Origin of the sequence: Megalodesulfovibrio gigas DSM 1382 = ATCC 19364, from assembly GCF_000468495.1 — a bacterium.
Taxonomy (GTDB): domain Bacteria; phylum Desulfobacterota; class Desulfovibrionia; order Desulfovibrionales; family Desulfovibrionaceae; genus Megalodesulfovibrio; species Megalodesulfovibrio gigas.
In genome coordinates, this window is the sequence record NC_022444.1 from 90,485 (window position 1) to 114,177 (window position 23,693).

Annotated in this window: 20 protein-coding genes; 17 read left to right on the forward strand and 3 right to left on the reverse strand. The window is 64.3% G+C overall.

Features of this window, described 5'->3' with window-relative positions; translation table 11 throughout:
* Nucleotides 1–43 precede the first annotated feature (43 nt).
* Together DGI_RS00410 and DGI_RS00415 are read right to left on the reverse strand one after the other, a co-directional pair.
* Nucleotides 44–1,108, reverse strand: coding sequence for a radical SAM protein (locus DGI_RS00410; RefSeq protein ID WP_021758601.1), 1,065 nt, complete (start codon nucleotides 1,106–1,108; stop codon nucleotides 44–46).
* Nucleotides 1,109–1,232: 124 nt separating this feature from the next.
* A complete protein-coding gene (locus DGI_RS00415) occupies nucleotides 1,233–2,198 on the reverse strand; it encodes a lysophospholipid acyltransferase family protein (protein WP_021758602.1) in 966 nt (321 codons plus the stop codon).
* 66 nt (nucleotides 2,199–2,264) lie between these two features.
* On the opposite strand from DGI_RS00415, the gene DGI_RS00420 reads away from it, so the two are divergent.
* From DGI_RS00420 to DGI_RS00435, 4 genes are read left to right on the forward strand one after another with little or no spacing between them, the layout of a single operon-like run.
* Entirely contained in the window at nucleotides 2,265–3,935 is a 1,671-nt protein-coding gene (locus tag DGI_RS00420; protein WP_235619906.1) for a B12-binding domain-containing radical SAM protein, read from the forward strand.
* Nucleotides 3,935–5,428 (forward strand): B12-binding domain-containing radical SAM protein, encoded by a 1,494-nt coding sequence (locus DGI_RS00425; RefSeq protein WP_021758604.1) that lies wholly within the window; start codon nucleotides 3,935–3,937, stop codon nucleotides 5,426–5,428. The genes DGI_RS00420 and DGI_RS00425 overlap by 1 nt, the downstream gene beginning before the upstream one ends.
* A 2-nt stretch (nucleotides 5,429–5,430) precedes the next feature.
* Complete coding sequence (locus tag DGI_RS00430) at nucleotides 5,431–6,735, forward strand: B12-binding domain-containing radical SAM protein (RefSeq protein ID WP_021758605.1); 1,305 nt, start codon at nucleotides 5,431–5,433, stop codon at nucleotides 6,733–6,735.
* A gap of 5 nt (nucleotides 6,736–6,740) precedes the next feature.
* Nucleotides 6,741–7,682, forward strand: coding sequence for a lysophospholipid acyltransferase family protein (locus tag DGI_RS00435; protein WP_021758606.1), 942 nt, complete (start codon nucleotides 6,741–6,743; stop codon nucleotides 7,680–7,682).
* A gap of 10 nt (nucleotides 7,683–7,692) precedes the next feature.
* On the opposite strand, the gene DGI_RS00440 is transcribed toward DGI_RS00435, so the two are convergent.
* On the reverse strand, nucleotides 7,693–8,916 hold the full coding sequence (locus tag DGI_RS00440; protein ID WP_081696733.1) for a glycosyltransferase family 4 protein: 1,224 nt from the start codon (nucleotides 8,914–8,916) through the stop codon (nucleotides 7,693–7,695).
* 80 nt (nucleotides 8,917–8,996) lie between these two features.
* Between DGI_RS00440 and dnaE the strand changes: the two genes are divergently transcribed.
* From dnaE to DGI_RS00505, 13 genes are all read left to right on the forward strand, one after another.
* Nucleotides 8,997–12,512 (forward strand): DNA polymerase III subunit alpha, encoded by a 3,516-nt coding sequence (gene dnaE, locus DGI_RS00445; protein WP_021758608.1) that lies wholly within the window; start codon nucleotides 8,997–8,999, stop codon nucleotides 12,510–12,512.
* A 1-nt stretch (nucleotide 12,513) separates the two neighbouring features.
* Entirely contained in the window at nucleotides 12,514–12,906 is a 393-nt protein-coding gene (gene queD / locus DGI_RS00450; RefSeq protein WP_021758609.1) for a 6-carboxytetrahydropterin synthase QueD, read from the forward strand.
* A complete protein-coding gene (gene dtd / locus DGI_RS00455; RefSeq protein WP_021758610.1) occupies nucleotides 12,906–13,379 on the forward strand; it encodes a D-aminoacyl-tRNA deacylase in 474 nt (157 codons plus the stop codon). The genes queD and dtd overlap by 1 nt, the downstream gene beginning before the upstream one ends.
* A 78-nt stretch (nucleotides 13,380–13,457) precedes the next feature.
* Nucleotides 13,458–14,696: a PP2C family protein-serine/threonine phosphatase gene (locus DGI_RS00460; RefSeq protein ID WP_021758611.1), complete on the forward strand. Its 1,239-nt coding sequence runs from the start codon at nucleotides 13,458–13,460 to the stop codon at nucleotides 14,694–14,696.
* Nucleotides 14,693–15,238, forward strand: coding sequence for an ATP-binding protein (locus DGI_RS00465; protein ID WP_021758612.1), 546 nt, complete (start codon nucleotides 14,693–14,695; stop codon nucleotides 15,236–15,238). The genes DGI_RS00460 and DGI_RS00465 overlap by 4 nt, the downstream gene beginning before the upstream one ends.
* The gene (locus tag DGI_RS00470) at nucleotides 15,235–15,603 is read left to right on the forward strand and encodes an STAS domain-containing protein (RefSeq protein WP_021758613.1); all 369 of its coding nucleotides are present in this window, start codon (nucleotides 15,235–15,237) and stop codon (nucleotides 15,601–15,603) included. The genes DGI_RS00465 and DGI_RS00470 overlap by 4 nt, the downstream gene beginning before the upstream one ends.
* A 17-nt stretch (nucleotides 15,604–15,620) precedes the next feature.
* The gene (locus DGI_RS16705) at nucleotides 15,621–15,974 is read left to right on the forward strand and encodes an STAS domain-containing protein (protein ID WP_021758614.1); all 354 of its coding nucleotides are present in this window, start codon (nucleotides 15,621–15,623) and stop codon (nucleotides 15,972–15,974) included.
* A 12-nt stretch (nucleotides 15,975–15,986) separates the two neighbouring features.
* Nucleotides 15,987–17,087, forward strand: a complete 1,101-nt coding sequence (locus DGI_RS00480) for a DUF342 domain-containing protein (protein ID WP_021758615.1) — start codon at nucleotides 15,987–15,989, stop codon at nucleotides 17,085–17,087.
* 56 nt (nucleotides 17,088–17,143) lie between these two features.
* Nucleotides 17,144–17,893 (forward strand): motility protein A, encoded by a 750-nt coding sequence (locus DGI_RS00485; protein ID WP_021758616.1) that lies wholly within the window; start codon nucleotides 17,144–17,146, stop codon nucleotides 17,891–17,893.
* Between the two features lie 9 nt (nucleotides 17,894–17,902).
* Nucleotides 17,903–18,652, forward strand: coding sequence for an OmpA family protein (locus tag DGI_RS00490; protein ID WP_021758617.1), 750 nt, complete (start codon nucleotides 17,903–17,905; stop codon nucleotides 18,650–18,652).
* Complete coding sequence (locus DGI_RS00495; protein ID WP_021758618.1) at nucleotides 18,649–20,325, forward strand: CgeB family protein; 1,677 nt, start codon at nucleotides 18,649–18,651, stop codon at nucleotides 20,323–20,325. The genes DGI_RS00490 and DGI_RS00495 overlap by 4 nt, the downstream gene beginning before the upstream one ends.
* Nucleotides 20,326–20,334: 9 nt before the next feature.
* Nucleotides 20,335–21,747, forward strand: coding sequence for a glycosyltransferase family 9 protein (locus DGI_RS00500; RefSeq protein WP_021758619.1), 1,413 nt, complete (start codon nucleotides 20,335–20,337; stop codon nucleotides 21,745–21,747).
* Nucleotides 21,748–21,812: 65 nt separating this feature from the next.
* Nucleotides 21,813–23,693: a flagellar hook-length control protein FliK gene (locus DGI_RS00505; protein WP_021758620.1), complete on the forward strand. Its 1,881-nt coding sequence runs from the start codon at nucleotides 21,813–21,815 to the stop codon at nucleotides 23,691–23,693.

Here is a 23,693-nt window from a genome sequence, read left to right on the forward strand (position 1 = left end):
AAAAGGTTTCCTCTCTCGCAAGTCTCTTTTTTCAAAAAACCCCTCACTGTGCCTGCTTGCGGGCGTTGACGATGAGCGGGCAGCGCTGGCACACCCGGGCGGCCTGCGCATCGGCAGCGTGCGGATTTTTCAGCAGCCGGCGGGCGGCGCGATAGGCCGGGCCGTTCCAGATCTCCGCAAAGGGCTGCGTCAGGGCATTGCCAAAGTCGTTGGCCAGGGGCCGCACGTCGCTGCAGCAGGGCGAGATACCGCCATCGAAGTTGACAAAGGCCGACCGGTACAGCCAGGAGCAATCCGGCTCCACGTCGGCGGCCTGATCGTCCAGGTTGCGGGGAAACTTGCTGCTCCACCACTGGGCCGGGGCATCTTTCGGGAAAAAGGGCTTGATGAAGCGCACCTGATCCACGCCCAGCTCCCGGGCCTGTTGTTCGGCCAGGGGAATCTCGTTCTCGTTGAACCCGGTGACGCAGAACTGCCAGTCGATGACCGGCGTGCTGCGATTGCGCGCCTTTTTCAGGGCCACCAGCCGCCTGATGTTCTCCAGCGCCAGTTCCATGTTCCCCTTGCCCATGAACGTGGCGTAGCTCTCCGGCGTGACGCCGTGGCAGGAGAAGATGAGGACTTCGAGTCCTGAGTCGATGATCTTTTCCGCCAGCAGATCGTCCTTGATATTCATGTTGGACGACACGCCCACGCCGATGTTCCTGTCCGTGGCGTAGCGGATCATCTCGAAGCCCTCGGGGAACAGAAAGGGCTCGCCAAAGCCGTACATGTTGATCTTGAACAAATACGGCGCCAGTTGATCCACCACATGGCGGAAGTGTGCCGGCTGCATGCGGCCGTAGCCGCGCTCGCCCTCGCTGGGCTGGCGGCGGTTGTCGTAACAGAAGGCGCAATGCAGATTGCAGATGTTGGTGGATTCTATTTTCAGGATGTAGGGGAAGGAGTCCAGCACTTCCGCCTTGCGGCGCATGTTTCGCTCCGTCTTCACCAGATTGAGCAGCTTGCGCGGCGTGGCGTGACGCAGCACGGCCGCCAGATGGCGCTTGAGGATGCGGAATTTCGTGGCGGCATCCATGCCGCGGGTGGCGAGTCCGGCGCGAAGCATAGGCGCTCCTGTGAGTGTTGGCCGTTCGGGCTAGGGCACGTTGTTTTTGAAAAGAACTCTCGGGGGAAAACCTTTTGCAAAAGGTCTCCTCTCTCGCAATGTCCTTTTTCAAAATTCAAATGCGCTATGCATCCAGGAACAACGGATCTTCCTTCAGGGCCATGTGCAGGCGAAATGCCAGAAAATACAGATAGTGATCCGGCCGTTGCAGGACGTCTTCTTCAAGAATGGAGATGAGCCGCTGCAGATTGCGTTCCAGGACGGCCGTGTCTTTGTCCTTGCGGGGCGACTCCTCCAGCCTCAGGGCTGGACGAATGCGCAAGGTATTGATGCCCGTGGCCGGGTCCCGCAGCATGGCGCACGGCACCAGGGGCGCGCCGGTGCGCATGGCCAGGCCCGCCGCGCCGATGGAAAAGAGCGCCCGCCGGCCCAGGAATGTAGCCGGCAACTTGCGCTCGCCGCCGCCGCCATCCACAGCCACGCCCAGCACCTCCCCGCGCTTGAGGCAGGCGAAGGCTTCCTTCAGATTGCCAAAGATATTGATGTGCTGCACCGGCAGGGAGGCTTCGTGCGCCCAGCGCATCTCCCGTGTGCGGCGCACCAGGGCGCTGCGGGCCTCGGGCAGGCGCTCGTTGAGCACCCAGGCCGGGGCCGAAAGCTGGCACATGCGGTAGCCCCGGTGGCCGATGGCCGGCATGATCATCTGGTTGGCCCCGAAGTGTCCGAAGGCCAGGATGACGCCGTGTCCCGCCGCCAGGGCGGCATCCAGGTGTTCCTGCCCCTCCAGCCGCGTGATGGCCTGGGTCCGCGCCGGGGTGAGCGTGGGAAAGAGCAGCACTTCCACGTCGTTGCAGACAAAGTTCACCGCTGCCTGACGCACCAAGCCCCGCACGGTCTCGGGCGGGGTGTTGTTGCCGAGGATGAGCCGCGCGGCTTCCTCCATGCCCCGGCGCTTGCCGCCGGCCACATGATAATAGACGCGGCCCAGCAGGCGCGCCAGACGCAGGCCCCACGTTGCCGGCAGCAGCCACAGCAGCCGTTTGAACGGGCCCCAGACGGCCCAGAGGGCCATGTCGCGTGCAAGTTTCATGACATGCTGATTTTGATTTGTTTTTTTTGTTTGACAACAACCGCCCTTAAGCGCCTATAGTGTCGAATGTCGCTCCACTACGCCACCGCGCCCACGGCGTCAAATGCGGACGGCGCCTCGCCGTCGCCGATGGGTCTTCCGCCGCTGGTCGTCCTTGTCACGCCCACGCCGCCGGATCTGTCCGCCTTCGGCGTGCGCTCCATTTCCGCGCACCTGCGACGCAAGGGGCTGCGTACTCGCATCATCTTCCTGCCCGGCAGCCTCGGCCTGCTCAAGCAGGGCGGCACCTTCGTGTATCGATACCCCGAGGCGGCCCTGCGCCAGGTGGCGGAACACTGCCGCGGCGCCACGCTGGTCGGCCTCTCCTTCATGACCAACTACCTGGACCGCGCCGCCCAGTGCACCCGGGCCATCCAGGAAATCGCCGGCGTCCCGGTCATCTGGGGCGGAGTCCATGCCACCCTGCGTCCTGAGCAGGCCCTTGAATACGCTGACTATGTGTGCGTGGGCGAAGGTGAAGAGGCCCTGCTGGAGCTGACTGCGGCCCTGACCAGCCAGACCGCCGCCGACGCCATCCCCGGCGTCTGGACCAAGGTGGATGGCCGCATCCGGGACAACGGCTGCCGGCCCCTCATCGCCGATCTGGACAGCCTGCCCGCGCCGGATGTGTCCAATGTGGAACACTACGTATTGGATCCCATCCACGAACAAATCATTCCTCTGACCGATGCATTGTATATCGACACCCTGCCCCTGGTGCCATACTACCACAATGCACGCCTGAAAGCCTACCGCATCATGACCGACCGCGGCTGCCCGCACCGCTGCAGCTACTGCAATGTGCCGGCGCTGAAAGATAAGTTCGCCGGGGATGCGGTTCCCTATTTCCGGTCCCGCAGTGTGCCGCACGTCATGGCAGAGCTTGAAGACGCGCTGGCCCGCTTTCCGCAGATCAAGGCCGTACAGTTTTTTGACGACACCTTCTTTGCCCGCCCCGTCACCTGGCTGCGGGAATTTGCCGAGCAGTATAAAAAACGCATCAAGATGCCGTTCTATTGTCAGGCCAGTCCCACCACATTGACGCAGGAAAAGCTGCGGCTGCTGATGGATGCAGGCATGGTGTACGTGGAAATGGGCGTGCAGACCGGCTCGCCCCGCATCCGCGCCATGTACGGCCGCAAGGAAAGCAACGCGCAGATTGTGGCTGGCGCCCGGCTGGTGCACAAGCACGTGCCGCCGCTGCTGCCGCCGCACTATCACGTCATCATGGACAACCCCTGGGAAACCATGGACGATCTGATGCAGACGGTGCAGCTGCTGCACCAGATTCCCAAGCCCTACGGCCTGGCCATCTCCAGCCTGGTGTTCTTCCCCGGCACGGCCATTGCGCGCAAGGCCATGCAGGAAGGCATCATCGACGATGAAGAGAAGCAGGTCTTTCGCCAGCCGTTTTACATTCCGCCCACCCGGCATTATCCCGGCTTGCTGCTCTATCTGCAGAGCTTCATGCACTTTCCGCAGTCCATCATTGCGGTGCTTCTCAGGGAAGGGCCGGTGCGGCGTCTGCTGGAAGGCCGGCCGGCTTGGTTTTATGGGCTGTTCCACGTGGTCGGGGAGGCCTGCCGCGCGGTGGCCAAGGCCTGGAAACTCATCGCCCGCGGCGACATCTCCCGCATCCGCGCCTGGATAGACCGCCAGCGCCGGCATGATCCCGTGGTCGCAGGAAGGAAAGGCTAATGCGCGTCGTTCTCGTCTCGCCATATCCGGACATCACCAGCTTCGGCCTGCGCTCGCTGTCCGCCTGGCTGCGGCACCACGGCATCCAGACGCGCTGCATCTTTCTGCCGGACCAGTTCGGCGATGAAGTGGCGGCCCAGCCCGAGCGCTATTCCCCGGCAGTGTTGCAGGATTTTGTGGAATGCTGCAAGGATGCGGACTTGGTGGGCATCACCCTCATGACCAATTATTTCGACAACGCCCTGCAGCTCACCACGGCCCTGCGCCAGGCAAGCGCCGTGCCCGTGGTCTGGGGCGGCGTGCATGCCACCATCCGGCCAGAGGAATGCCTGCAGCATGCGGACTTCGTGTGCATCGGCGATGGCGAGGAAACCCTGCTGGAACTGGCCCAGATCCTGGAGCGCGGCGGGGATCCGTCAACGATCCAAGGCCTGTGGGGCACGCATCAGGGAGACGTCTTCCGCAACCCCGTGCGTCCCCTGCCCCCCGGGCTGGACATCTACCCGCCCCCGGACTGGAGCGGGACCGACCATCACATCCTTGCCGGCGACCGTGTGACGCCCATGACCGATGACGCCGTGCGCGAGCACCTGACCGGCGGCACCGTTTCAACCTTGCTGGGCAAGATCGGCTATCAGACCATGACTGGTCGCGGCTGCCCCCACCGCTGCAGCTACTGCATCAACGACGCCGTGAAGAAGCTCTACGGCGCGCGCAACTATCTGCGCTGGCGCAGCACCAGTCACGTCATGGATGAGTTGGAGTCCATCATCAGGCAGTTTCCGTTCATCGGCTTCATCTGGATATCAGACGATGCCTTTTTCGGCCGACCCATGCAGGACATCCTGGAATTCTGCCGCGAGTACAAGCAGCGCATCGGCCTGCCCTTCACCTGTCTGGCCAGTCCCCTGACCATGCGGGAAGACAAGCTCGCCGCGCTGGTGGATGCCGGTCTTGTGTATCTGCAAATGGGTGTGCAATCCGGCAGCCCGCATATCCAGGAGCTCTTCAACCGCTCCCGCATGAACAATGCAAAGCTGTTGGAAGCCATGCACATCATCCACAAATTCCGGGACAGACTGCTGCCGCCGAGCTATGATTTCATCCTGGATGCCCCGTGGGAGACAGATGAAGATCGCCGGGCCTCCCTGGAACTGATCTCTCGCATTCCAAAACCCTTCAGGCTGCAGCCGTTCTCCCTGGTGCTGTATCCCGGCACGGCCCTGCACGAAAAAGCCACAGCGGAAGGATTGTTGCAAAACGAACGGCGCGACGTGTATTCCAAGCACTACACCATGCGCGCGCCGAGCTACTCCAACCTGCTCATTTCCTTATCCAAGACAGGCAAGATGCCCGCCTGGCTGCTGCGCCTCGCCATCTCCCCCCTGCCCTGGCGCGTGTTCGGATCCCACGCCCTGGAGCCGGTGATCCGCGGCACGTTTCTGGCCCTCAAGCGCCTGAAATCCATGCTTAAACCCCTCCTCTCCCACTGACCATGCGCGTACTGCTTGTGCAAAGCTGGCTGGGCGGCGCAGAGCCGCCGGTCTATCCCATCGGTTTGGCCTGTGTGGCGGCAGCCCTGCCCGGTCACGAGGTGCGCCTGTTTGACCCCAATGTGGAAGGCCCGCCAGACGCACCGTACAGCCCGTTGGACGCCATACTGCAACAGTGGAACCCGGACGTGGTGGGTATCTCCCTGCGCAACATCGACTCCACCAACAAGCGTGTGGTGGTATTTTACTATCAGCACTTCCAGGAGTTGCTGGAATACATCGCCCAGCGCACCAAGGCCCGCATTCTGGTGGGCGGCGCCGGCTTCTCCCTGTTCGCCGAACGCATCATGCACGAGAATCCCGCCATCCACGCCGGGATCTACCTGGAAGGCGAGCAGACCACGGCTGCGCTGCTGCAGCATCTGGACGCGCCCTGGGCCGTGCCGGGCGTGTACTCCCGGCGCGATGGCAAAGTCTGCTTCTCCGGACCGCCGGCCAAGATGGACCTGCGCGATTCCCCGGATGTGTTCCGCACCGTCGCCAATGTGGCCCTGTACAACGCCGTGACGCATGGCCCGGAGCCCATCGGCGTGGAAAGCAAACGCGGCTGCGCCCTGCACTGCATCTATTGCCCGTACGGGTTTCTGAATGGCCGGGAATACCGCCTGCTGCCTCCGGAAGATGTGGTTTCGCGCATCGAGACGCTGGTGTCCATGCATGGCATCGACAGATTCACCTTTCTGGATTCCGTGTTCAACATCCCAAAATCACATGCGGCGGCCATCTGCGAAGCCATCATCCGCCGCGGCATTCGCGTGCAATGGTCGGCCTGGTTCAGTGAAAAGGAACTGGACAGGGAATTCGCGGAATTGTGTCTTGCCGCCGGCTGCACCACGTTCATCCTGAGCCCGGACGGCATCACGGACGGCACGTTGCAATCCCTGGGCAAGGTGCAACGTCGGCGCGACATCCTCAATGCCTGGCGCATGCTGTCCACCCTGGCGCGGGAGCGGGCAGGGTTTGAGGTCAGCTACAATTTCTTCAAGAACCCGCCGGGGCAAACCTGGGCCGGCTTCCTGCATCTGGTCTGGTTCCTGTTCAGGGCCAAGCTGACGCTGCGCGGCCGCGTGCACTTCGAGGTCAACTCCTTGCGCATCGAGCCCCACACCCGGCTCTTCGACATCGCCGCGCAGGAAGGCCTGTGCGATGCCTCCACCGATCTGTTGCGCCCGGCCTACTACACGCAACGACGGACTGTCATCATCGAAACGCTCTGGAACGTTCTCCTCAAGCTCCTTGGGAAATAACCTGCATGCGTACGCGTGAAAGCATTCTGCGAGATGTGCTGCGGCTGTGCATCTGGTATCCCTTCCGCTGGCTCATCCTGTTGCTGCCACCCATGGCGGGCATATGGTGCATCACCAGACTTGGCGACCTGCACTGCATGCTTTCCAAAGGCAAACAGCGGTGGCTGCATGACAACCTGACCCGCCTGCAGCCGGACATCGCCCCAGACAAGGCCCGGCAGGAAGTCCGGCGCTACCTGCGCGTGCACTATCTGAACCAGCTGAGTATCTTTGTGTTTCCCTCCCTCACCCCGGCCGCGCTCGGCAGGCTGCTTGCCTGGCGCGGGCTGGAGCATCTGGAGGCCGCCCTTGCCCAGGGCCGCGGTGTGGTGCTGGCGCACCCGCACTTCGGACCGGTGCACCTGCCGTTGTTCGCCCTTGGGACATTGGGCTACGCCGTCAAACAGATCGGCAAGCCCAGCGACGAGGGGCTGTCCTGGATCGGCAGAAATGTCGCCTTCCGCCTGCGACTGCGCTACGAGGGCAGGATGCCTGCGGAGATCGTCCCCGTCGGAAGCGACTACCGCCGCGTGTTCAGGCATCTGAAGGAAAACAACCTCGTCATGATCACGGCGGACGGCGCGGGAGACATGGCCATGCATGGCCGCCATGAGCCCCTGGAGTTTTTCGGCCACACCATGCATTTTCCCCTGGGCGCGGCGAGTCTTGCCCTGCGGACAAACGCAGTGCTGCTGCCCCTCTTTGTGCATCCCGGCGCGCACACGCCGTGGCAATGCACCATTGAAGCCCCCATCACCATGCCCGCCGATGCAGACGCCGCAACGGCAGCCAGCTTCGCCGCACGGGAATTTGTCGCCCGCTACACACCATACGTGGCGCAGTGGCCGGGCTGCATGCATTTTCTGGACACCTTCGCGCCCGGGCTCCACATCATCCCGAAGGCATGATGGCGTCCCGTCACGCTGTGCCAAGCACCTGCGCATAGACGCCAAGCACCTGCGCCGCCATGCCGCTCCAGGGAAATCTGGCTGCATGGGCCAGGCCGTTGGCCGTCATGCGTTCCCGAAGTGCTGCATCACCGAGTACAGTGCCCATGGCCTGGGCCAGCGCGTCCACATCGTGCGGGTCCACCATGATGCCGGCGTCGCCCACGGCTTCCGGCACTGCAGTGACGTTGGAGGCGATCACCGGCACCCCGCTGGCCATGGCCTCGGTGATGGGCATGCCGAAGCCCTCGCCATAGCTGGGATACACAAAGGCTGTGGCGCCGTTGTACAGGTATGGCAGATCCTCCTGCGCCACGCCGCCCGTAAAGATGATGCGCTCATGCTGTCCCATGGCCCTGGTGCTGTGGTAATACTCCGGCAGCATGGGATCCATCATGCCGGCAATGACCACCTTGCACGGCAATTCACGCCGCTGGTGCAGCAGCAGCGCCGCCTTGATGATCGACTGGATGTTCTTGCGCGGTTCGATGCGTCCCACGTACAGCAGATAGTCGCCGTCTATCTTGTACTTCGACTTGACCCGCGCCACCTGTGCGGCATCGGTGCGGGGCCTGAATTCGTCGGATACCCCGGGATACACGACCTCGATCTGCCCGGCAGGCACATTGTACTTCGTCATCACCTCCATCTTGGTGTACTCGGAGAGCGCAATGACCTTTGCCGCCTTTCGTGCACTGAGGGGATATAGCAGCGACATGAGACGACGGATTTTCCGCGGGTAGAATTGCGGGTACGTCTCGTGCAAGATGTCATGCAGCGACACGACATACGGCATGGCAAGGCGGAATGGCGCGATGTATTGCACGTGCAGCAGATCAATCCCGCTTCTCTTACACTGGCGGGGAAATGCCGTCACGAGTCGTTTGATCCGGGACAAGGGCATCGACTCAACAGCAACACGCCCTCCAAAATCATGCTGCGCAAATTCCGCATGCGCTTCTTCGGGGACATAAAAGACGAAGTCACCCGCTTGCGAAGATCGCGCAAGGTGCATCGCCATTTGATACATATACGTTTTGGACCCTTGCATGAGATGATGCACCGTATGCAGGTCAATGCCTATCCGCATCGTGGCCTCGCGCAGTGTGAAGGTTGCACAACCAGTCCGCCATGTCCCGACGGCTGCCCCGCGCAACCTAGCACCAGCCGTTGCGGAAAGGAAGCCTCCCGCCATTTCCGCCCCCTGCTGCGGCGTTTGCTTCCGTCCCGCTTTCTGCTACACCGCCGGGAGACGTCTTCACCGCGGAGCCTTGCATGTCGTTTGTTCATCTCCATTGCCACACGGAATACTCGCTGCTGGACGGCGCCATCCGGATCAGGGATCTGGTGGCCCAGGCCAAGGCGCATGGCGCGCCGGCCGCGGCCATCACGGACCATGGCAACCTCTATGGCGCGCTGACTTTTTACACCCAGTGCCAGAAGGAGGGCATCCAGCCCATCCTGGGGTGCGAAGTGTATGTGGCCGGCAAGGAGATCGATCATACCAACCGCGATCCCGAGCACGCCCGCAGCCGGCATCACCTGGTGCTGCTGGCCAAGAACGAGACCGGCTGGCAGAATCTGGTCAAGCTGGTGTCCATCGGCCACCTGCACGGGTTCTACCACAAGCCCCGGGTGGACCTGAAGCTGCTTTCCCAATACAATGAAGGCCTTGTGGCGCTTTCGGCCTGCCTGGCCGGGGCGGTGCCCAGGGCCATGCTGCGCCAGGGCATGGACGCGGCCATCCAGACCGCCAGGGACTATGCCGCCATCTTCCCGGGCCGTTTTTTCCTGGAGGTCCAGGCCAACGACCTCCCCGAACAGGCCCGGCTGAACACGAAGCTCATCGAACTGGCGGACGTGCTCAAGCTGCCGCTCATCGCCACCAACGACTGCCACTACCTGACCAAGGAGGATGTGGACGCCCACGACGTCCTCCTGTGCATCCAGACCGCCGCCTGTGTGGACGATCCCAAACGCATGCGCTTCGAGACGCGGGATCTCTATTTCAAAAGCCCGGAGGAGATGCGCGCCGCCTTCCCGCATTGCCCGGAAGCCATCGAAAACTCCCTGCGCATTGCAGACATGTGCCATGTGAAGCTGGACCTGAAGAGCCACCACTTCCCGCGCTACGAACTGCCCGAGGGCAGCACCGTGAGCGAGGAATTCCAGCGGCTGGCCCGGGAAGGTCTGGAATTCCGGCTCAAGCGGATGCCCTATGCCGTGGACCAGGAAGCCTACCGTGAGAGACTGGAAACGGAGCTGCAGGTCATCGGCGGCATGGGCTTCGAGGGCTACTTCCTCATCGTGCAGGATTTCATCAACTGGGCCAAGGACCACGGCATTCCCGTGGGGCCGGGGCGCGGCTCGGCGGCCGGCTCGCTGGTGGCCTGGGCGCTGAAGATCACCAACATCGATCCCATCCCGTACAACCTGCTGTTTGAACGGTTTCTGAATCCCGAACGCGTGTCCATGCCCGATATTGACGTGGATTTCTGCGAACGCCGGCGCACGGAGGTCATCCGCTACGTCAGCGAGAAATACGGCAGCGATTCCGTGGCGCAGATCACCACCTTCGGGACCATGAAGGCCAAGGCGGTCATCAAGGACGTGGGCCGGGCGTTGGGCATGAGCTTTGCGGAGACGGACCGCATTGCCAAGCTCGTTCCCGACGATCTGAAGATGACCCTCAAGAAGGCCCTGGAGCAAAGCCAGGATCTGGCCGCCCTGCAGGCCGGGGATGCGCAGATTGCCCGGCTGCTCAATGTCTCGCAGCGGCTGGAGGGCCTGTGCCGCCACGCCTCCACCCATGCCGCGGGCGTGGTCATCGGCGACCGGCCCCTGTCGGACCGCCTGCCCCTGTACCGCGGCAAGCGCGAGGAAATCGTCACCCAGTTCGACATGAAGATGGTCGAGAAAATCGGCCTCATCAAGTTCGATTTCCTGGGCCTGCGCACCATGACCGTCATCCAGGACACCCTGGACAGCATCGGCCGCCAGGGCGCGCCCGTGCCGGATCTCGACGCCCTGCCCCTGGACGACGCCAAAGAGGAAACCTGGAAGCTCTTTCAGCGCGGGGAGACGGACGGCATCTTCCAGGTGGAATCCTCAGGCATGCGCAAGTACCTGCGCATGCTCAAGCCCACCTGCTTTGACGATCTCATCGCCATGCTGGCCCTGTACCGGCCCGGGCCGCTGAACTCGGGCATGGTGGATGAATTCATCAACCGCAAGCACGGCAAGGTGGCCGTCACCTATCCCTGGCCCAGCCTGGAGGAGTGCCTCAAGCCCACGTACGGCGTTATCGTGTATCAGGAACAGGTGATGCAGATTGCGCAGATCGTGGCCGGGTACACCCTGGGCGGCGCGGATCTGCTGCGCCGGGCCATGGGCAAGAAAAATGCCGAGGAGATGGCCAAGCAGCGGGCCATCTTTGTGGAAGGCGCGTCCAATAATGGCGTGCCCCAGAAAACAGCCAACGAAATTTTCGACTTGATGGAAAAGTTTGCGGAGTACGGCTTCAACAAGTCCCACTCCGCGGCCTATGCCCTGGTTTCGTACTGGACGGCCTGGCTCAAGACGCACTACCCGGCCGAGTTCATGGCCGCCCTGATGACCTCGGAACTTGGCAACCAGGACAAGCTGCTGCAGTACATCGCCGCCTGCAAGGACATGAAGGACGCCCAGGGCCGGCCCCTGGAGGTGCGCCCGCCGGACGTGAACGCCTCGCGCCGGGAATTTTCCGTGCGAGAGAACGTCATCTTCTTCGGGCTGGGCGGGGTCAAGAACGTGGGGGACGAAGCCATCAACTCCATCGTGGCCGCCCGCGAGGCCGACGGGCCGTTCACCAGTCTGCTGGATTTCCTCATCCGCATCGACCTGCGCAAGGCCAACAAGCGCGTGCTGGAAAGCCTGATCAAGTGCGGGGCCCTGTGCAGCCTGGGCGCCACCGAGCGCGCGCTGTTCGAGTCCCTGGAACAGGCCGTCGCCCGGGCCCAGAAAAAGGCCAGGGAGAAGGACGACGCCATCGTTTCCCTCTTCTCCCTCACCCCGGCCACGGAAGCGCCGCCGCCCATGCCCGGCGTGGGGTTCGACTGCCCCGAGGCCTCCCTGCCGGAGTGGCCGGCGGAAATCCTTTCCCGGTACGAAAAGGAGGCATTGGGCTTCTTTTTGTCCAACCATCCGCTCATGCCCTTCCGCCGCCAGTTGCAGCGCCTGCAACTCACGCCCCTGGAGGAGTGTCGCGGCATGTCGGACCGTCGCCAGGTGCGCGTGGCGGCCATGATCACCTCCATCAAGGAGCACCTGACCAAAAAGGGCGACAAGATGGCCTTCTGCCAGATCGAGGATCTGGGCGGCTCGGCCGAGGCCACCTTCTTCCCCCGCACCTACGAGGCCGTGAAGGCCCTGCTGCTGGAGGAAAAGCCCCTGCTCCTCACCGCCCTCATTGACGACAAGGACGGCGCCGCCCAGGCGCAGGGCGAATCGTCCGATGACGACGCACCCTCGACCACCGTAAAACTCCTGGTGGAGGAAGCGAAGCTCCTGGAACTGGCCGTGGCCGCCTGCACCGAGCCCGTGCGCCTGCAGTTGCCCGCCAACCGGCTGGAGCACGGCGGCCTGGCCGCCTTCAAGGCCCTGCTCCAGGAACATGAAGGCGACACCCCCGTGCGCCTGCGGCTGCTGCTGGACACCTGCGTCTGCGACTTTGAACTGGACGATCGCCTGACCGTGGACCCCACCCCGGCCTTCGAACTGGCCATGGACCGATTCTGCAAAGGACTTTCCTGACATGACGGACACCTGGCGCCTCAGCGTCACCCGCGAATTTGCCGCCTCCCACTGCCTGCGGCACTACCAGGGCAAGTGCGAGCAGCTCCACGGCCACAACTTTTCCGCACACGTGGTGGTGGAAGGCCACACCCTGGATCCAAAGGTGGAAATCCTCATGGACTTCGGGGATCTGAAAAAGTGCACGGATCAGGCCCTCGCCGCGCTGGATCACCGACATCTCAATGAGGTGCCGCCCTTCGACCGCCTGAATCCCTCCTCGGAAAATCTGGCCCGCCACATTTTCCACACCCTGACGCCGCTGCTGGCGGCCTTTCCGGTGCGGCTGGTGTCCGTGACGGTCTGCGAAAAACCCGGCCAGTGCGCCAGTTACAGCCCCACGGGCGCGTTCTGATGCGCTTGTTGCTGCAGCGTGTGCGCCACGCCAGCGTGCAGTGCGAGGGCCGGGAAGTCTCGTGCATCGGGCCGGGCCTGCTGGTGCTGGCCGGCTTCGGCGCGGCTGACGGCCCGGAGCTGCCGGCCACGAAATCCTGGCAGACCATATTGAAAAAACTCGTCAGTCTCCGTATCTTCCCCGATATGGCGGGCAGGATGAACGAAGACGTGTTGCAGCACGGCGGGCAGCTGCTGGTGGTGTCCCAATTCACCCTGTACGCGGATTTGCGCAGCGGCCGGCGGCCCTCTTTTTCCAACGCCGCACCGCCCCAGACAGCCCGGGCGCTGTACGACACGTTGCTGACGGATCTGGACGCCCTGGCCCCGGGCCGCGTGGCCGGCGGCGTCTTTGGCGGCGACATGGACGTGACCCTGCTGAACTGGGGACCGGTGACCATGCAGCTGGATTCCGCCGACTTCGCCGGCCCGTAACCATTATCTGGCCCTGGCCGACAAGGATCATTGCACAGGCACGGCATGCACGCACCATCCAGCACGCACCCACCCGGGATGCCGAACACCACCCCGGCCACGGCCAGCGAGGCCGATATCAGCGTTCTGCTTGTGGATGACTCCAAAGTCATCCGCCTGAGCCTTGCGGCCATGCTCGGCGGGCGCTACCGCGTGCGCGAGGCCCGCAACGGCCGCGACGCCATTGCCCAGTATCACCTGGAAAAGCCGGACATCATGATTCTGGATGTCAACATGCCCGAGCTGGACGGCTTCGGCGTGGTGGATTACGTGCGCAATGAGGTCCATGATCAGGAGACGTTCATCCTCGTCCTCACTGCCGAGGACGACCGCACCGTGCGGCCGCGCATCCTCTCCCTGGGCGCCAACGATTTCCTGGCCAAGCCCTGCGAACGCGTGGAGCTGCTGGCCCGCACCCAGGTGGCTGCCCGACAGATGCGCCTGACCCGCAGCCTCAAGGCCTCCCTGGCCTCCCTGGCCGGCGAGCTGCACACCGTGGGCCGGCTGCAGCAGATCATGCTGCCCCAGGCCAGCCCGTTCCTCAAGGGTCTGGCGGTAGACAGCCTCTACCGCCCCTCGGGCCATGCCAGCGGCGACTATTTCGACTATTTCCCCGTGGGCGAACACGTGTTGCGGCTGGTGGTGGCGGACGTCTCCGGCCATGGCGCGCGGGCGGCCTGCCTTATGGCCATCGTGCGCACCATTTTCCATGTGTCCAAGACCCTGCACATGGATCTGACGCCCACCATGGAACTGCTCAACGATCAGTTCCTGGAAATCCTCGCCGCCGCGCCGGATCACCTGACCTGCTTCGTGGCCGACATCGACCGCCGCCGCAACACCATCACCTGGTGCAACGCCGGCCATTGCCCGCCCCTGCTCTTTTCGCCGAATGGCTTCTCCCGCCGGCTGGATCCTACGGCCCCGCTCATGGGCTTTTTCCGCGCGCCCTGGCTCACCCACACCCTGCCCTGGACCCGCGGCAGCCGCCTGTTCTGCTACACCGACGGCTTCTTTGAATGGCTGCTGCCCGATGCCGACCAGCACATGCTGGGGCTGGACCGGTTTGTGGAGCTGGCGATCTCCCTGGAAGCCGCCCGACAGCAGGACGCCTCGCCCGCACGCTTCCTGGAACGGCTGGATCAGGCCCTGAGCCGTCTGGCCAATGCGCTCCCTGTGGCCGAGTTTCCCGACCCCGCACAGGCCATGCCAGCCGCGCCCCTGGCGCCGACTTTTCGCGACGATTGCACAGCCCTCTGGGTGGAGGCCCTGGAATGAACGCGCCCCACGGCATCCGCGACGATGCCCCCCCCCGGGACACCCTGCCGCCAAACACGTACCTGCTGCGCTGCCTGGCCCTGCCCGGCCTGAGCCGCCGGCTGGGCAAGGCGGCCGTGGCCCTGCTGGCCGAAGCCATTGCGGATGCAGACCTGCTCTACAACATCGATCTCGCCCTCACCGAGGCCTGCGCCAATGTGGTGCGCCACGCCTACCCCCACGCCGGACCCGGGAATCTGGAAATTGTCCTGACCCTGGCCCCGGACAGTCATGTGGAAGTGGAAGTGGCGGACTGGGGCGTGGGTTTCTCCACCTGGCCGGTGGTGGTGGAAAATGCCCATCCCGAGGCCGAGGGCGGGCGGGGATTGTTTATCATGTCCCGTCTGGCCAGTCATTTTGAATGCCGCAAAGGCCACCACCGCAACAGCGTCTTCATGCGCATGCAGGTGGCCCCGGAGCAGTGGCACCGCCAGTGGGCACACTCCAACGCCGCCACTTCGTTCACTACCCCCGACCAAACGCCCGCGCCGGAGACGCCATGAGCCACCCGACGGATCCCACGCTCCCCTTTTCCATTGTCCTGGAGGCGGACGTCCTGCGCTGCCGCATCCAGGGAGAATTCACCCTGGACGCCACCGGCCGCTTTCGCGAGGCTGTGGAGCCGTTCCTGGAAGCCAAACGCTGCGCCATGGCCGTGATGGACCTGGAGCACGTCCGCTTCATGGACTCCTCGGGCATCGGCTGCCTGGTGGCCCTGAACAGCCGGCTGCAGGCCCTGGGCACCCCCCTGCATCTGCTCAAGCCCAGCATCCAGGTACGCAGGACGCTGGAACTGGTGCAGCTGACGCGGTTTTTCTCCATGGTGGATGACGCCAGCCAGCTCGGCCTGCCGGGCAGCGCGTCGTAATGCCAGACAGGACGCCCATGCACCCCCCGCACCTGCGACGGGTCAACGCCTCCCTGCTGGTGATCCTGCCGGATCATCTCCCCGCGGAGACCATCCCCGCCCTCAAGCGCGAGATGGAGGACGCCGTGGGGCAGGCGTGGCTGGCGCAGGTGGTCTTTGATCTGCAACGGGCCGTCTTTGTGGACTCCTCCGGCATCGGCCTCATGGTGGCAGCCCGGCATTGGACCAACGCCCGCGGCAAGGAGCTGTATCTGTACAGACCCGGTGTTCACGTCCTCAAGGCCCTGGGACTGGTGCACCTGACGGACGCCTTCACCATCGTGGACACATCCCAGGACCTCGACACGCTGCTCGCCTTCGCGCCGCAATGACAAAGGCCCGCCATGCCATACCTCCTCATGCACCACTTCGACCCCGACTTCGACTACACCCAGCTCAAGCCTCGTCTGGCCGGCAACGGCGGCGTGGATCATTACAATATGGGGTACGTGCAAAACGTCCTCGCCGGACAGGTGCTGGCCGAATTCGCCAGCATCCCCCCCGAGCAGGCCGCCGGGCAAACCCGATTCGTGTTCGATCGCCCCGAGCTCCCGGCCGGCCCGGGCACCCGGCCAGACCCTGCCAACCCCATGAAGCTCCTGGCTGCGGTGAGCGGGTATGTCTTTTATCGGGACGGGCTGATCCGCGTGCACGACCAGCTCAACATCCGCCGGGATGTGAACTTCCACACTGGCAACGTGGCGTTTGTGGGAGATTTGCGCGTCCACGGCGAAGTGAAGTCCGGCTTTGCCCTCAAGGCCCGAAATCTGCTGGTGGACGGCACCGTGGGCGGCTCCACCCTGGAGGCCAAAGAGCGCATGGTATGCCGCAGCGGCATCAAGGGCGAAAAAAAGGCCGTGCTACGGGCAGGGCACGCCCTGGAAGCCGGATTTGCCGAAAATGCGCAACTGGTGGCTGGGAAACTGATACAAATCAAGCATTCCATGCTACATTGTCAGTGTTACTGCGGCGGGGACATCCGCATCGGTGGACGGTTGCAGGGGGGTTCCACCTATTGCATGGGCAGTCTGCTCGTGGGAAATCAGCTCGGCGGTGGTGCAGGCACCATCACCCAGGTGGTGCTGGGGCGCAACCCTTTCATGCTGCTCAAACAGGACGCCATTTTCCAGGCCCTGGAAAAAGTGCAGGATGAATTGTGCTATCTGGCGGAACGCCGTCGGGAAGGGCCGGCATCGGCCCAGGAATTTCTGCCGCGCCAGGAACAGGCCCTGGCCCGCAAGGCGCAGCTGGAACAGCAACTTTCCGCCGTGCAGGAACGCCTGGAGACGCCCGAAAGCCTGGCGCAATGCGAATTGGTGGTCCAAGGGACCGTGCGGCCGCTGGTGGAGCTCAGCATCGGCACGGCGCAACTGATGGTGGACGCTCCCATGGAACGCGTGCGGTTCCGGTTGATCAACGGTGTGATAAGCACCTCGCCGTTGTAACCCTGCCGTGCGCGCGCAACACGGTATACAGACTCTGAACGCAGGACACTGAATCGATGGACATCGGCACCTTACTCGGCCTCATCCTCTGCTTCGTGCTGGTTTTTGGCTCCATTGCCATGGGCACTGGGATCGGCGGGTTCATCGACATTCCGTCCATCATCATCGTGGCCGGCGGCACCTTCAGCGTCACCTTTGTCATGTTCCCCATGGGCGCGGTGTTCGGCTCCCTCAAGGCAGTGATGAAGGCCTTTCTGTTCAAGTCACCGGATCCGCAGGCCAACGTGCGCCAGATCATCCAGCTGGCGGAAACAGCACGGCGGGAAAGCCTGGTGGCCCTGGAAAAGGTGAGCGTTTCCGACCAGTTCTTGCAGCGCGGCATCCTTCTGGTGGCCGACGGCACCGAGGAAGGCATTGTGCGCGCGGTGATGGAAACGGAAATCGCCAATATGATCAAACGCCACAAAAGCGGGCAAAACGTCTTCAAGGCCATGGGCGTGTATGCGCCAGCCTTCGGGCTTATCGGCACGCTCATCGGTCTGGTGCAGATGCTCCAGAACCTCAACGATCCCGCATCCATCGGCCCGGCCATGGCCGTGGCCTTGCTGACCACGTTTTACGGCGCCCTGCTGGCCAACGTAGTCTTCTCCCCCCTGGCCAACAAACTGGCCGAGCGCAGCGGCGAGGAAAGCCAATACATGGAAATGACCATGGAAGGCGTGCTGGCCATTCTCAATGGCGAGCATCCCAGCGTGATCAAGGAAAAGCTGGCCTCGTTCCTGCCGCCCAAAGCCCGCGAGAAGTAGGCGTCCACCATGGCGAAACCAAAAAACTGTCCGCCGCCGAAAAAATGCGCCGAGCAGGAATGCGAGGAGGGGCTGCCGCCCTGGCTGGCGACATTTGCCGACCTTGCCACCAACATGCTCTGCTTCTTCGTGCTGCTGCTGTCCTTTGCGCAGATGGACGTGCAGAAGTTCAAAGATATGATCGGCTCCATCAAGGAGGCCTTCGGCGTGCAGACCAGGCGGCCGGACGCCCCCTACTCCGCCTTTTCGCCGTCCAAGCTTGAGCGCAAGGAAGTCAAGATGACCCAGGATGACCGGGCCATGCTGGGCATGGTGGTCCAGCTCAACACCTTGCTCGATGATGACGATCTGAAAAAATCCACCAAAGTCACCACCGACGACGTGGGCGTGATCATGCGCGTGGACAACGACGCCCTCTTCGAGCCCGGCACCGCCACCCTCAAGCCGGGAGCCGACAAGGCCCTGGCCAAGGTCATCGCCATCCTCAAGGAACACAACTACGATCTGGTGGTCCGGGGCCATACGGACGACCGTCCCACCAGCAACAACCTCTACCCCAGCAACTGGGAGCTCTCCTCGGCCCGGGCCGCCACGGCCCTGCGTTCCATCATCGAAAAAGGCGACATCCGCTCCAGCCGGCTCAAGGCTGTGGGCTATGCCGACTCCCAGCCCCTCTTGCCCAACAATTCCGACGAAAACCGCCAGACCAACCGGCGCACGGAATTCTTCTTCCATCGCCCGGGAGATCGAAGCTGGTGACAACGGCACGCATCGACCTGTTGCAGCAGGACGGCCAACTGCAGGATGTGGTCATCACCCAGGAGGGCCGCACCCGGCGCATGGCCGGCCGCCAGGGCCGGGAGCGCGAAGCCGCCCTGGTGCAGGACGCCCTGCCCCCGGCGCGCAGCCTGCCCGTGCTCCTGGGCGCCGGCCTGGGCGCAGCCCTGGAGGCCGTGCTGCAGGCGCATCCCGGCCCCGTGGCCGTGGTGGACAAGGAGGCGGACATCCTGGCCGCCACCGGCCTTGTGGCGCAATACCCGCAGGTGGCCTGGGTCCTCGATGCCACCCCCGAAGCCGCCCTCGCCAGCCTGACCCGCTGGCAGATGGCCCACGGCGGCGCGCCCTTCCATCCCATCGCCCTGCCCTTTTACCTGCGCCAGGACCGCAGCCACTATCAGGTCCTGGCGGACCGCCTCGCCGCCAGCCAGGTCCACAATTTTTGGGAAAAGGCCCGCCAGCCCCGCTTCCGCAACTGGCCGCCGCGCATCCTGGGCGTCACCAGCCAGTATTTTCTCATGGGCGAGGTGCAGGCCGCCTGCACCCGGCTGGGCGTGCCCCTGCACTGCATCCACATTGAGGATCAGGAAATCGGCGCCGGCCGGTTCATGGAAGAGCTGCTCACGGCCGTGCTGGAGTTCAAGCCGGATTTCCTGTTCACCATCAACCACCTGGGCGTGGACCGCGAGGGCGTGCTCATCTCCCTGCTGGAGCAGATGCGCCTGCCCATGGCCTCCTGGTTTGTGGACAACCCGCACCTCATCCTGCATCTGTACCAGCAGGTGGTGCATCCCCTCACGGCCATTTTCACCTGGGACCGGGACAACCTGCCCTCCCTCAAGGCCCTGGGCTTCGAGCACGTCCACTATCTGCCCCTGGGCACGGACGCCCACCGCTTCCGCCCCGGTGCGCCAGCCTGGCCGGGCATGCCCCGGGCCGGGGCGAGCTTCGTGGGCAATTCCATGGTCTTCAAGGTGGGCCACCGGCTCAGGAAGGCACGGCCGCCGCGGCGTCTGCTGCTGGAATACCGCAATCTGGCCCGCGAATTCGGTGCGAGCGACTGCCGCGGCGTGCTGGAATTTCTGCAGGAGCAGCACCCGGACCGGTATGCGGACTGGCAGGCCCTGCCCACGGCCGAACGCCGTCTGGCCCTGGAAGCCATGCTCACCTGGGAGGCCACCCGGCAGTATCGCGTTGCCTGCGTGGCCGGAATCCTGCCCCTGCATCCCCTCATCTGCGGCGACAAGGGCTGGCCCATCCTGTTCCGCCACCGTCCCGAACCCTGGACCTGGCATCCGGAGCTGAGCTATTACGACCACCTGCCGGCGTTCTATCCCGCCCAGGCCGTCAACCTGAACACCACCAGCAAGCAGATGAAGGGCGCGGTGAACCAGCGCGTCTTCGATTGTCCGGCCTGTGGGGCCTTCGTGCTCACGGACATGCGCGAACAGCTGGCGGATCTCTTTGAGCCGGGCACGGAGGTGGCCGTGTACGAACATCCGGACGAGGTGGAATCCCTCGCCCGTCATTATCTGACCCACCCTGCCGAACGCCTGCGCATCGTCGCCGCAGCCAGGGCCCGCGTGCTGGCCGAACACACCTACGACCGCCGCATCCTGGCCCTGTGCGAACAGATGCAGGCCACCTTCGGGTAGCCGGCAGCCATGTCCTCCGAGCCTATCCTTGTCCTGCAGATGCAGCGCATGGGCGACCTGCTGCTCACCTTCCCGCTGCTGCTCTGGCTGACCCGACGCTACCCCGGGCATCCCTTGTGGGTGGTGGCCGAGCGACGCTTCTTCGAGCCCCTCCTGCCCCTGAGCCCCAAGGCCGCCTATGTGGACTGGACCGAAGCCGAGGGACTCAAGGCGCATCGCTTCAAGATGCTCCTCAACCTCAGCCACCGGCCCGAGGCCGCCTGGCTGGCCGGCGTGCTCCAGGCCGAAACCCGCCTGGGGCCGGTGCGCACCCCGAATGGCGCCACCTACATTCATGGCGACTGGCAGTTGTATCGCGCCTCCCTGGTGCACAACAACCGGCACAATCGCTTCCACTGGGCCGAATTGAACGCCCTGGACTGCGTGCCCCTGCGAGAGATCCAGGCCACCTCCATGCCCTCCCCCCGCACCCCGCCCCAGGATACGCCTGCCGTGGGGCTGTTCCTGGGCGCGAGCGAAGCGGCCAAGCGGCCGACACCGGCCTTCTGGGCGGCCCTGGCCCGGGAACTGCTGGCCCGCAATGTGCGGCCTGTGCTCCTGGGCGGTCCTGGGGATGTGGCCCTGGGCCGGGAGGTGCAGGCCGCCCTGGCTGCACCCGTGGCCGATCTCTGCGGCCGGTTCGACCTGAGCGCCTTCGCCCGCATGGGGCAGACGCTGGGGTTGATGATCACCCCGGATACAGGCCCCATGCATCTGGCCGCCTGGACCGGGCTCAAGACCATCAACCTGTCCATGGGGCCTGTCAGTCCCTGGGAAACGGGCCCGCACTCGCCGGGGCATCTGGTGGTCCAGGCCGCCATGAGCTGCACCGGCTGCTGGCGCTGCACCCGCGGCGAATCCCCCTGCTGCCGCGAGGCCTTCCCGCCCACGGCCATCGCCGCCCTGGCCCGACGGTTTCTGGTGACGGCCGATCCCCTGCAACTGCCCATCCGCCGCCTGGAGCGACTGCGCCTCTTTGCCACCGGCCGCGATGCCCGGGGCCTGTACGCCCTGATCCCCCTGGATCCAACCCAGCCGCCCCCGGCCCGGGAAGCGCTTTCCGGCCTGTGGCGGGACTTCATGGGCCACGCCTTCGGCCTGTGGGACGATGCCGCCCCCCGCGCCGCCTGGCAGGCCCTGCAACACGCCCATCCCGTGCTGGGCATGCGCTTCCGCAAAGGCCTTGGCGAGCTGGGCCGATGCCTCTCCCAGGCCCTGCGCACCCGCTCGCCCCTGGAGGAGGCCTTCTGGGCCGCGCACCCGCCCCTGCTGCGGCCCCTGGCCAGCGTGCTGCAGCTCACCCTCCAGAATCACGACTTCTCCCCCCAGGGCTACGCCCGGGCGCTCTCCCTCGTGGAACGCGCCCACGGGCTGACCCGCTGAGCCTGCTGCATGCCGACCGGCCGCGCTGGCACGGCTCTTGATCATGGCAGGGTAAGGAGCCCGCCATGCAGATTATTCCTTTGAGCAAACAACTGCAGCAGCAGACCGAGTCGCTTTCCAACAACCTGGCGACCGGCCTTGCCACCGGACAGGACTTCTCCAGTATTTTAAGTGAGCTGGAAGAATCGTCCACCACGGCCTCCACGTCCTCATCCACAACTGCCTCGCAGGTGCAGGGCCAGTCCGCCTACGACATGGACCGCGCCAACGCCTCCACCCTGCAGGTGTCTGCGGAAGATTTTGCCGCATTGACAGAAGATCTGTTCAATGCCGGCCTGTCCAAGTCGGACATCAGGGATCTGCAAACCCTGGTGGAAAGCGACAGTGGCCTGAGCTGGCAGGATCTGATGCAGCAGGTGAACCAGAAGCTCGACGCCAAGGACACCGAAGGCGCCGGCAAGGCGTCCCTCACGGACGAGGAATTGCGGGCCCTGCACGGCTTTTTCCAGAAAATCGGCTTCAACCCCACGGAAGCCAAGGACCTGCTGAGCCAGTTCTCCAATGGCCAGGGCGATGCCGCCTGGCTGCAGATTCAGGCCAAGCTCGCCGGCATGAGCGACAGCAAGACCGTCTCCATGCGCTTTGGCGAACTCGCCGCCCTGGCCAAGCTCACGGGGCTGGACCCGGCCATTGCCAACAACTTTGCCGGCCTCTTCAACGCCAATGGCGAAGCCCGGCTTGGCCGCAGCGGCCTGCAGGCCATCACCCTGACCCTGCGCCAGACCGCCGCCGCCACCCATGGGGCACTGGCCCAGCAACTGCGGGACCCGGCCCGCCAGATCCTTAACGACAAGCTCAAGAGCGCCCTCAACCAGGCCCTGGACGAAGCCCAGCGCGATTCCCTGGCCAGCAACAAGGAAAGCCGCGACGTCCAGTCCCAGCGCTTCAGGATCAAGGAAGCCGCAGCCCAGAACCATCGCCAGAGCGGCGAGGCCGCGGCAAGCCGCTCCAGCGGCGAAACCATGGACCCCCACGCCCTCAAGGCATCCATCGCCCAGGCCTCCAAAAAGGAGACTGCCGACCCGGCCGATGCCGACGAGCTGGTCAAGACAGACGCCAAGGCGGACATCAAGGCGGACGTCAAGGCAGTTGACCCCGCCAGCAAGGACGCCCTGGCCAATGCCCTGGCGAGCAAAAAGGTCGCCGGCAGCGATGGGTCCGGCCACGGTTCGACCGGCAAGGACTCCTCCCAGGGGCAGGCCTTTTCCCAAAAAGAACAGCTCTGGCGGGACATGTGGAGCAAGGTGGAGACCGAACCCGCGGGCCGCAAGTCCGTGCGCATCGATCCGCTGCTGGCCGCCGCCAGGGTTCAGGAAGCGCTGACCGTCACCCAGCAGCAGGCCAAGGCCGCCAAGGGCGATGCCGTGTTCCAGCGGGCAGCCGTGCAGTCGGAAAAGGTGTTGCAGGCCGTGGAACAGGGCGCGCTGCGCTCCCTGGCCGAGGGATCCAAGCAACTCACCCTGCGGCTGGATTCGCCGGATCTGGGCAAGGTGACGGTCATTCTGCAGGTGTCGTCCAACAAGGAAGTTACCGCCAGCCTGCGTCCGGACAACCAGGAAGCCGCCGCCGCCCTTTCCCAACAGCTGACCCAGCTCAAGCAGAGCCTGGAGCAGCAGGGCCTCAAGGTGGAAAAGCTGGACGTGCAGACCAACCTGGCCCAGGACCAGAATGCCGCCAACTGGCAGGGATCCGGCCAGCACAATTTTTCCCAGGAGCAGGGCGCACGCATGGCCGAACAGCGCGCATGGGGCTTCCTGCGCCGCGCCGCCGCCCAGGATGCAGCGTTGGCCCGAGAGATGCAGAATGGTGCAGCAGGGGAAGTTTCTTCCCGCGTGGCCTCCCTGAATGGCGCCGGGGCAGCCGCTGGCATCAACATCATTGCCTAG

What these genes read in the sequence shown, in the direction of transcription:
- DGI_RS00410 (WP_021758601.1), bottom strand. Translation starts at nt 1,108, where the DNA reads ATGCTTCGCGCCGGACTCGCCACCCGCGGCATGGATGCCGCCACGAAA.
- DGI_RS00415 (WP_021758602.1), bottom strand. Translation starts at nt 2,198, where the DNA reads ATGAAACTTGCACGCGACATGGCCCTCTGGGCCGTCTGGGGCCCGTTC.
- DGI_RS00420 (WP_235619906.1), top strand. Translation starts at nt 2,265, where the DNA reads ATGTCGCTCCACTACGCCACCGCGCCCACGGCGTCAAATGCGGACGGC.
- DGI_RS00425 (WP_021758604.1), top strand. Translation starts at nt 3,935, where the DNA reads ATGCGCGTCGTTCTCGTCTCGCCATATCCGGACATCACCAGCTTCGGC.
- DGI_RS00430 (WP_021758605.1), top strand. Translation starts at nt 5,431, where the DNA reads ATGCGCGTACTGCTTGTGCAAAGCTGGCTGGGCGGCGCAGAGCCGCCG.
- DGI_RS00435 (WP_021758606.1), top strand. Translation starts at nt 6,741, where the DNA reads ATGCGTACGCGTGAAAGCATTCTGCGAGATGTGCTGCGGCTGTGCATC.
- DGI_RS00440 (WP_081696733.1), bottom strand. Translation starts at nt 8,916, where the DNA reads ATGGCGGGAGGCTTCCTTTCCGCAACGGCTGGTGCTAGGTTGCGCGGG.
- dnaE (WP_021758608.1), top strand. Translation starts at nt 8,997, where the DNA reads ATGTCGTTTGTTCATCTCCATTGCCACACGGAATACTCGCTGCTGGAC.
- queD (WP_021758609.1), top strand. Translation starts at nt 12,514, where the DNA reads ATGACGGACACCTGGCGCCTCAGCGTCACCCGCGAATTTGCCGCCTCC.
- dtd (WP_021758610.1), top strand. Translation starts at nt 12,906, where the DNA reads ATGCGCTTGTTGCTGCAGCGTGTGCGCCACGCCAGCGTGCAGTGCGAG.
- DGI_RS00460 (WP_021758611.1), top strand. Translation starts at nt 13,458, where the DNA reads ATGCCGAACACCACCCCGGCCACGGCCAGCGAGGCCGATATCAGCGTT.
- DGI_RS00465 (WP_021758612.1), top strand. Translation starts at nt 14,693, where the DNA reads ATGAACGCGCCCCACGGCATCCGCGACGATGCCCCCCCCCGGGACACC.
- DGI_RS00470 (WP_021758613.1), top strand. Translation starts at nt 15,235, where the DNA reads ATGAGCCACCCGACGGATCCCACGCTCCCCTTTTCCATTGTCCTGGAG.
- DGI_RS16705 (WP_021758614.1), top strand. Translation starts at nt 15,621, where the DNA reads ATGCACCCCCCGCACCTGCGACGGGTCAACGCCTCCCTGCTGGTGATC.
- DGI_RS00480 (WP_021758615.1), top strand. Translation starts at nt 15,987, where the DNA reads ATGCCATACCTCCTCATGCACCACTTCGACCCCGACTTCGACTACACC.
- DGI_RS00485 (WP_021758616.1), top strand. Translation starts at nt 17,144, where the DNA reads ATGGACATCGGCACCTTACTCGGCCTCATCCTCTGCTTCGTGCTGGTT.
- DGI_RS00490 (WP_021758617.1), top strand. Translation starts at nt 17,903, where the DNA reads ATGGCGAAACCAAAAAACTGTCCGCCGCCGAAAAAATGCGCCGAGCAG.
- DGI_RS00500 (WP_021758619.1), top strand. Translation starts at nt 20,335, where the DNA reads ATGTCCTCCGAGCCTATCCTTGTCCTGCAGATGCAGCGCATGGGCGAC.
- DGI_RS00505 (WP_021758620.1), top strand. Translation starts at nt 21,813, where the DNA reads ATGCAGATTATTCCTTTGAGCAAACAACTGCAGCAGCAGACCGAGTCG.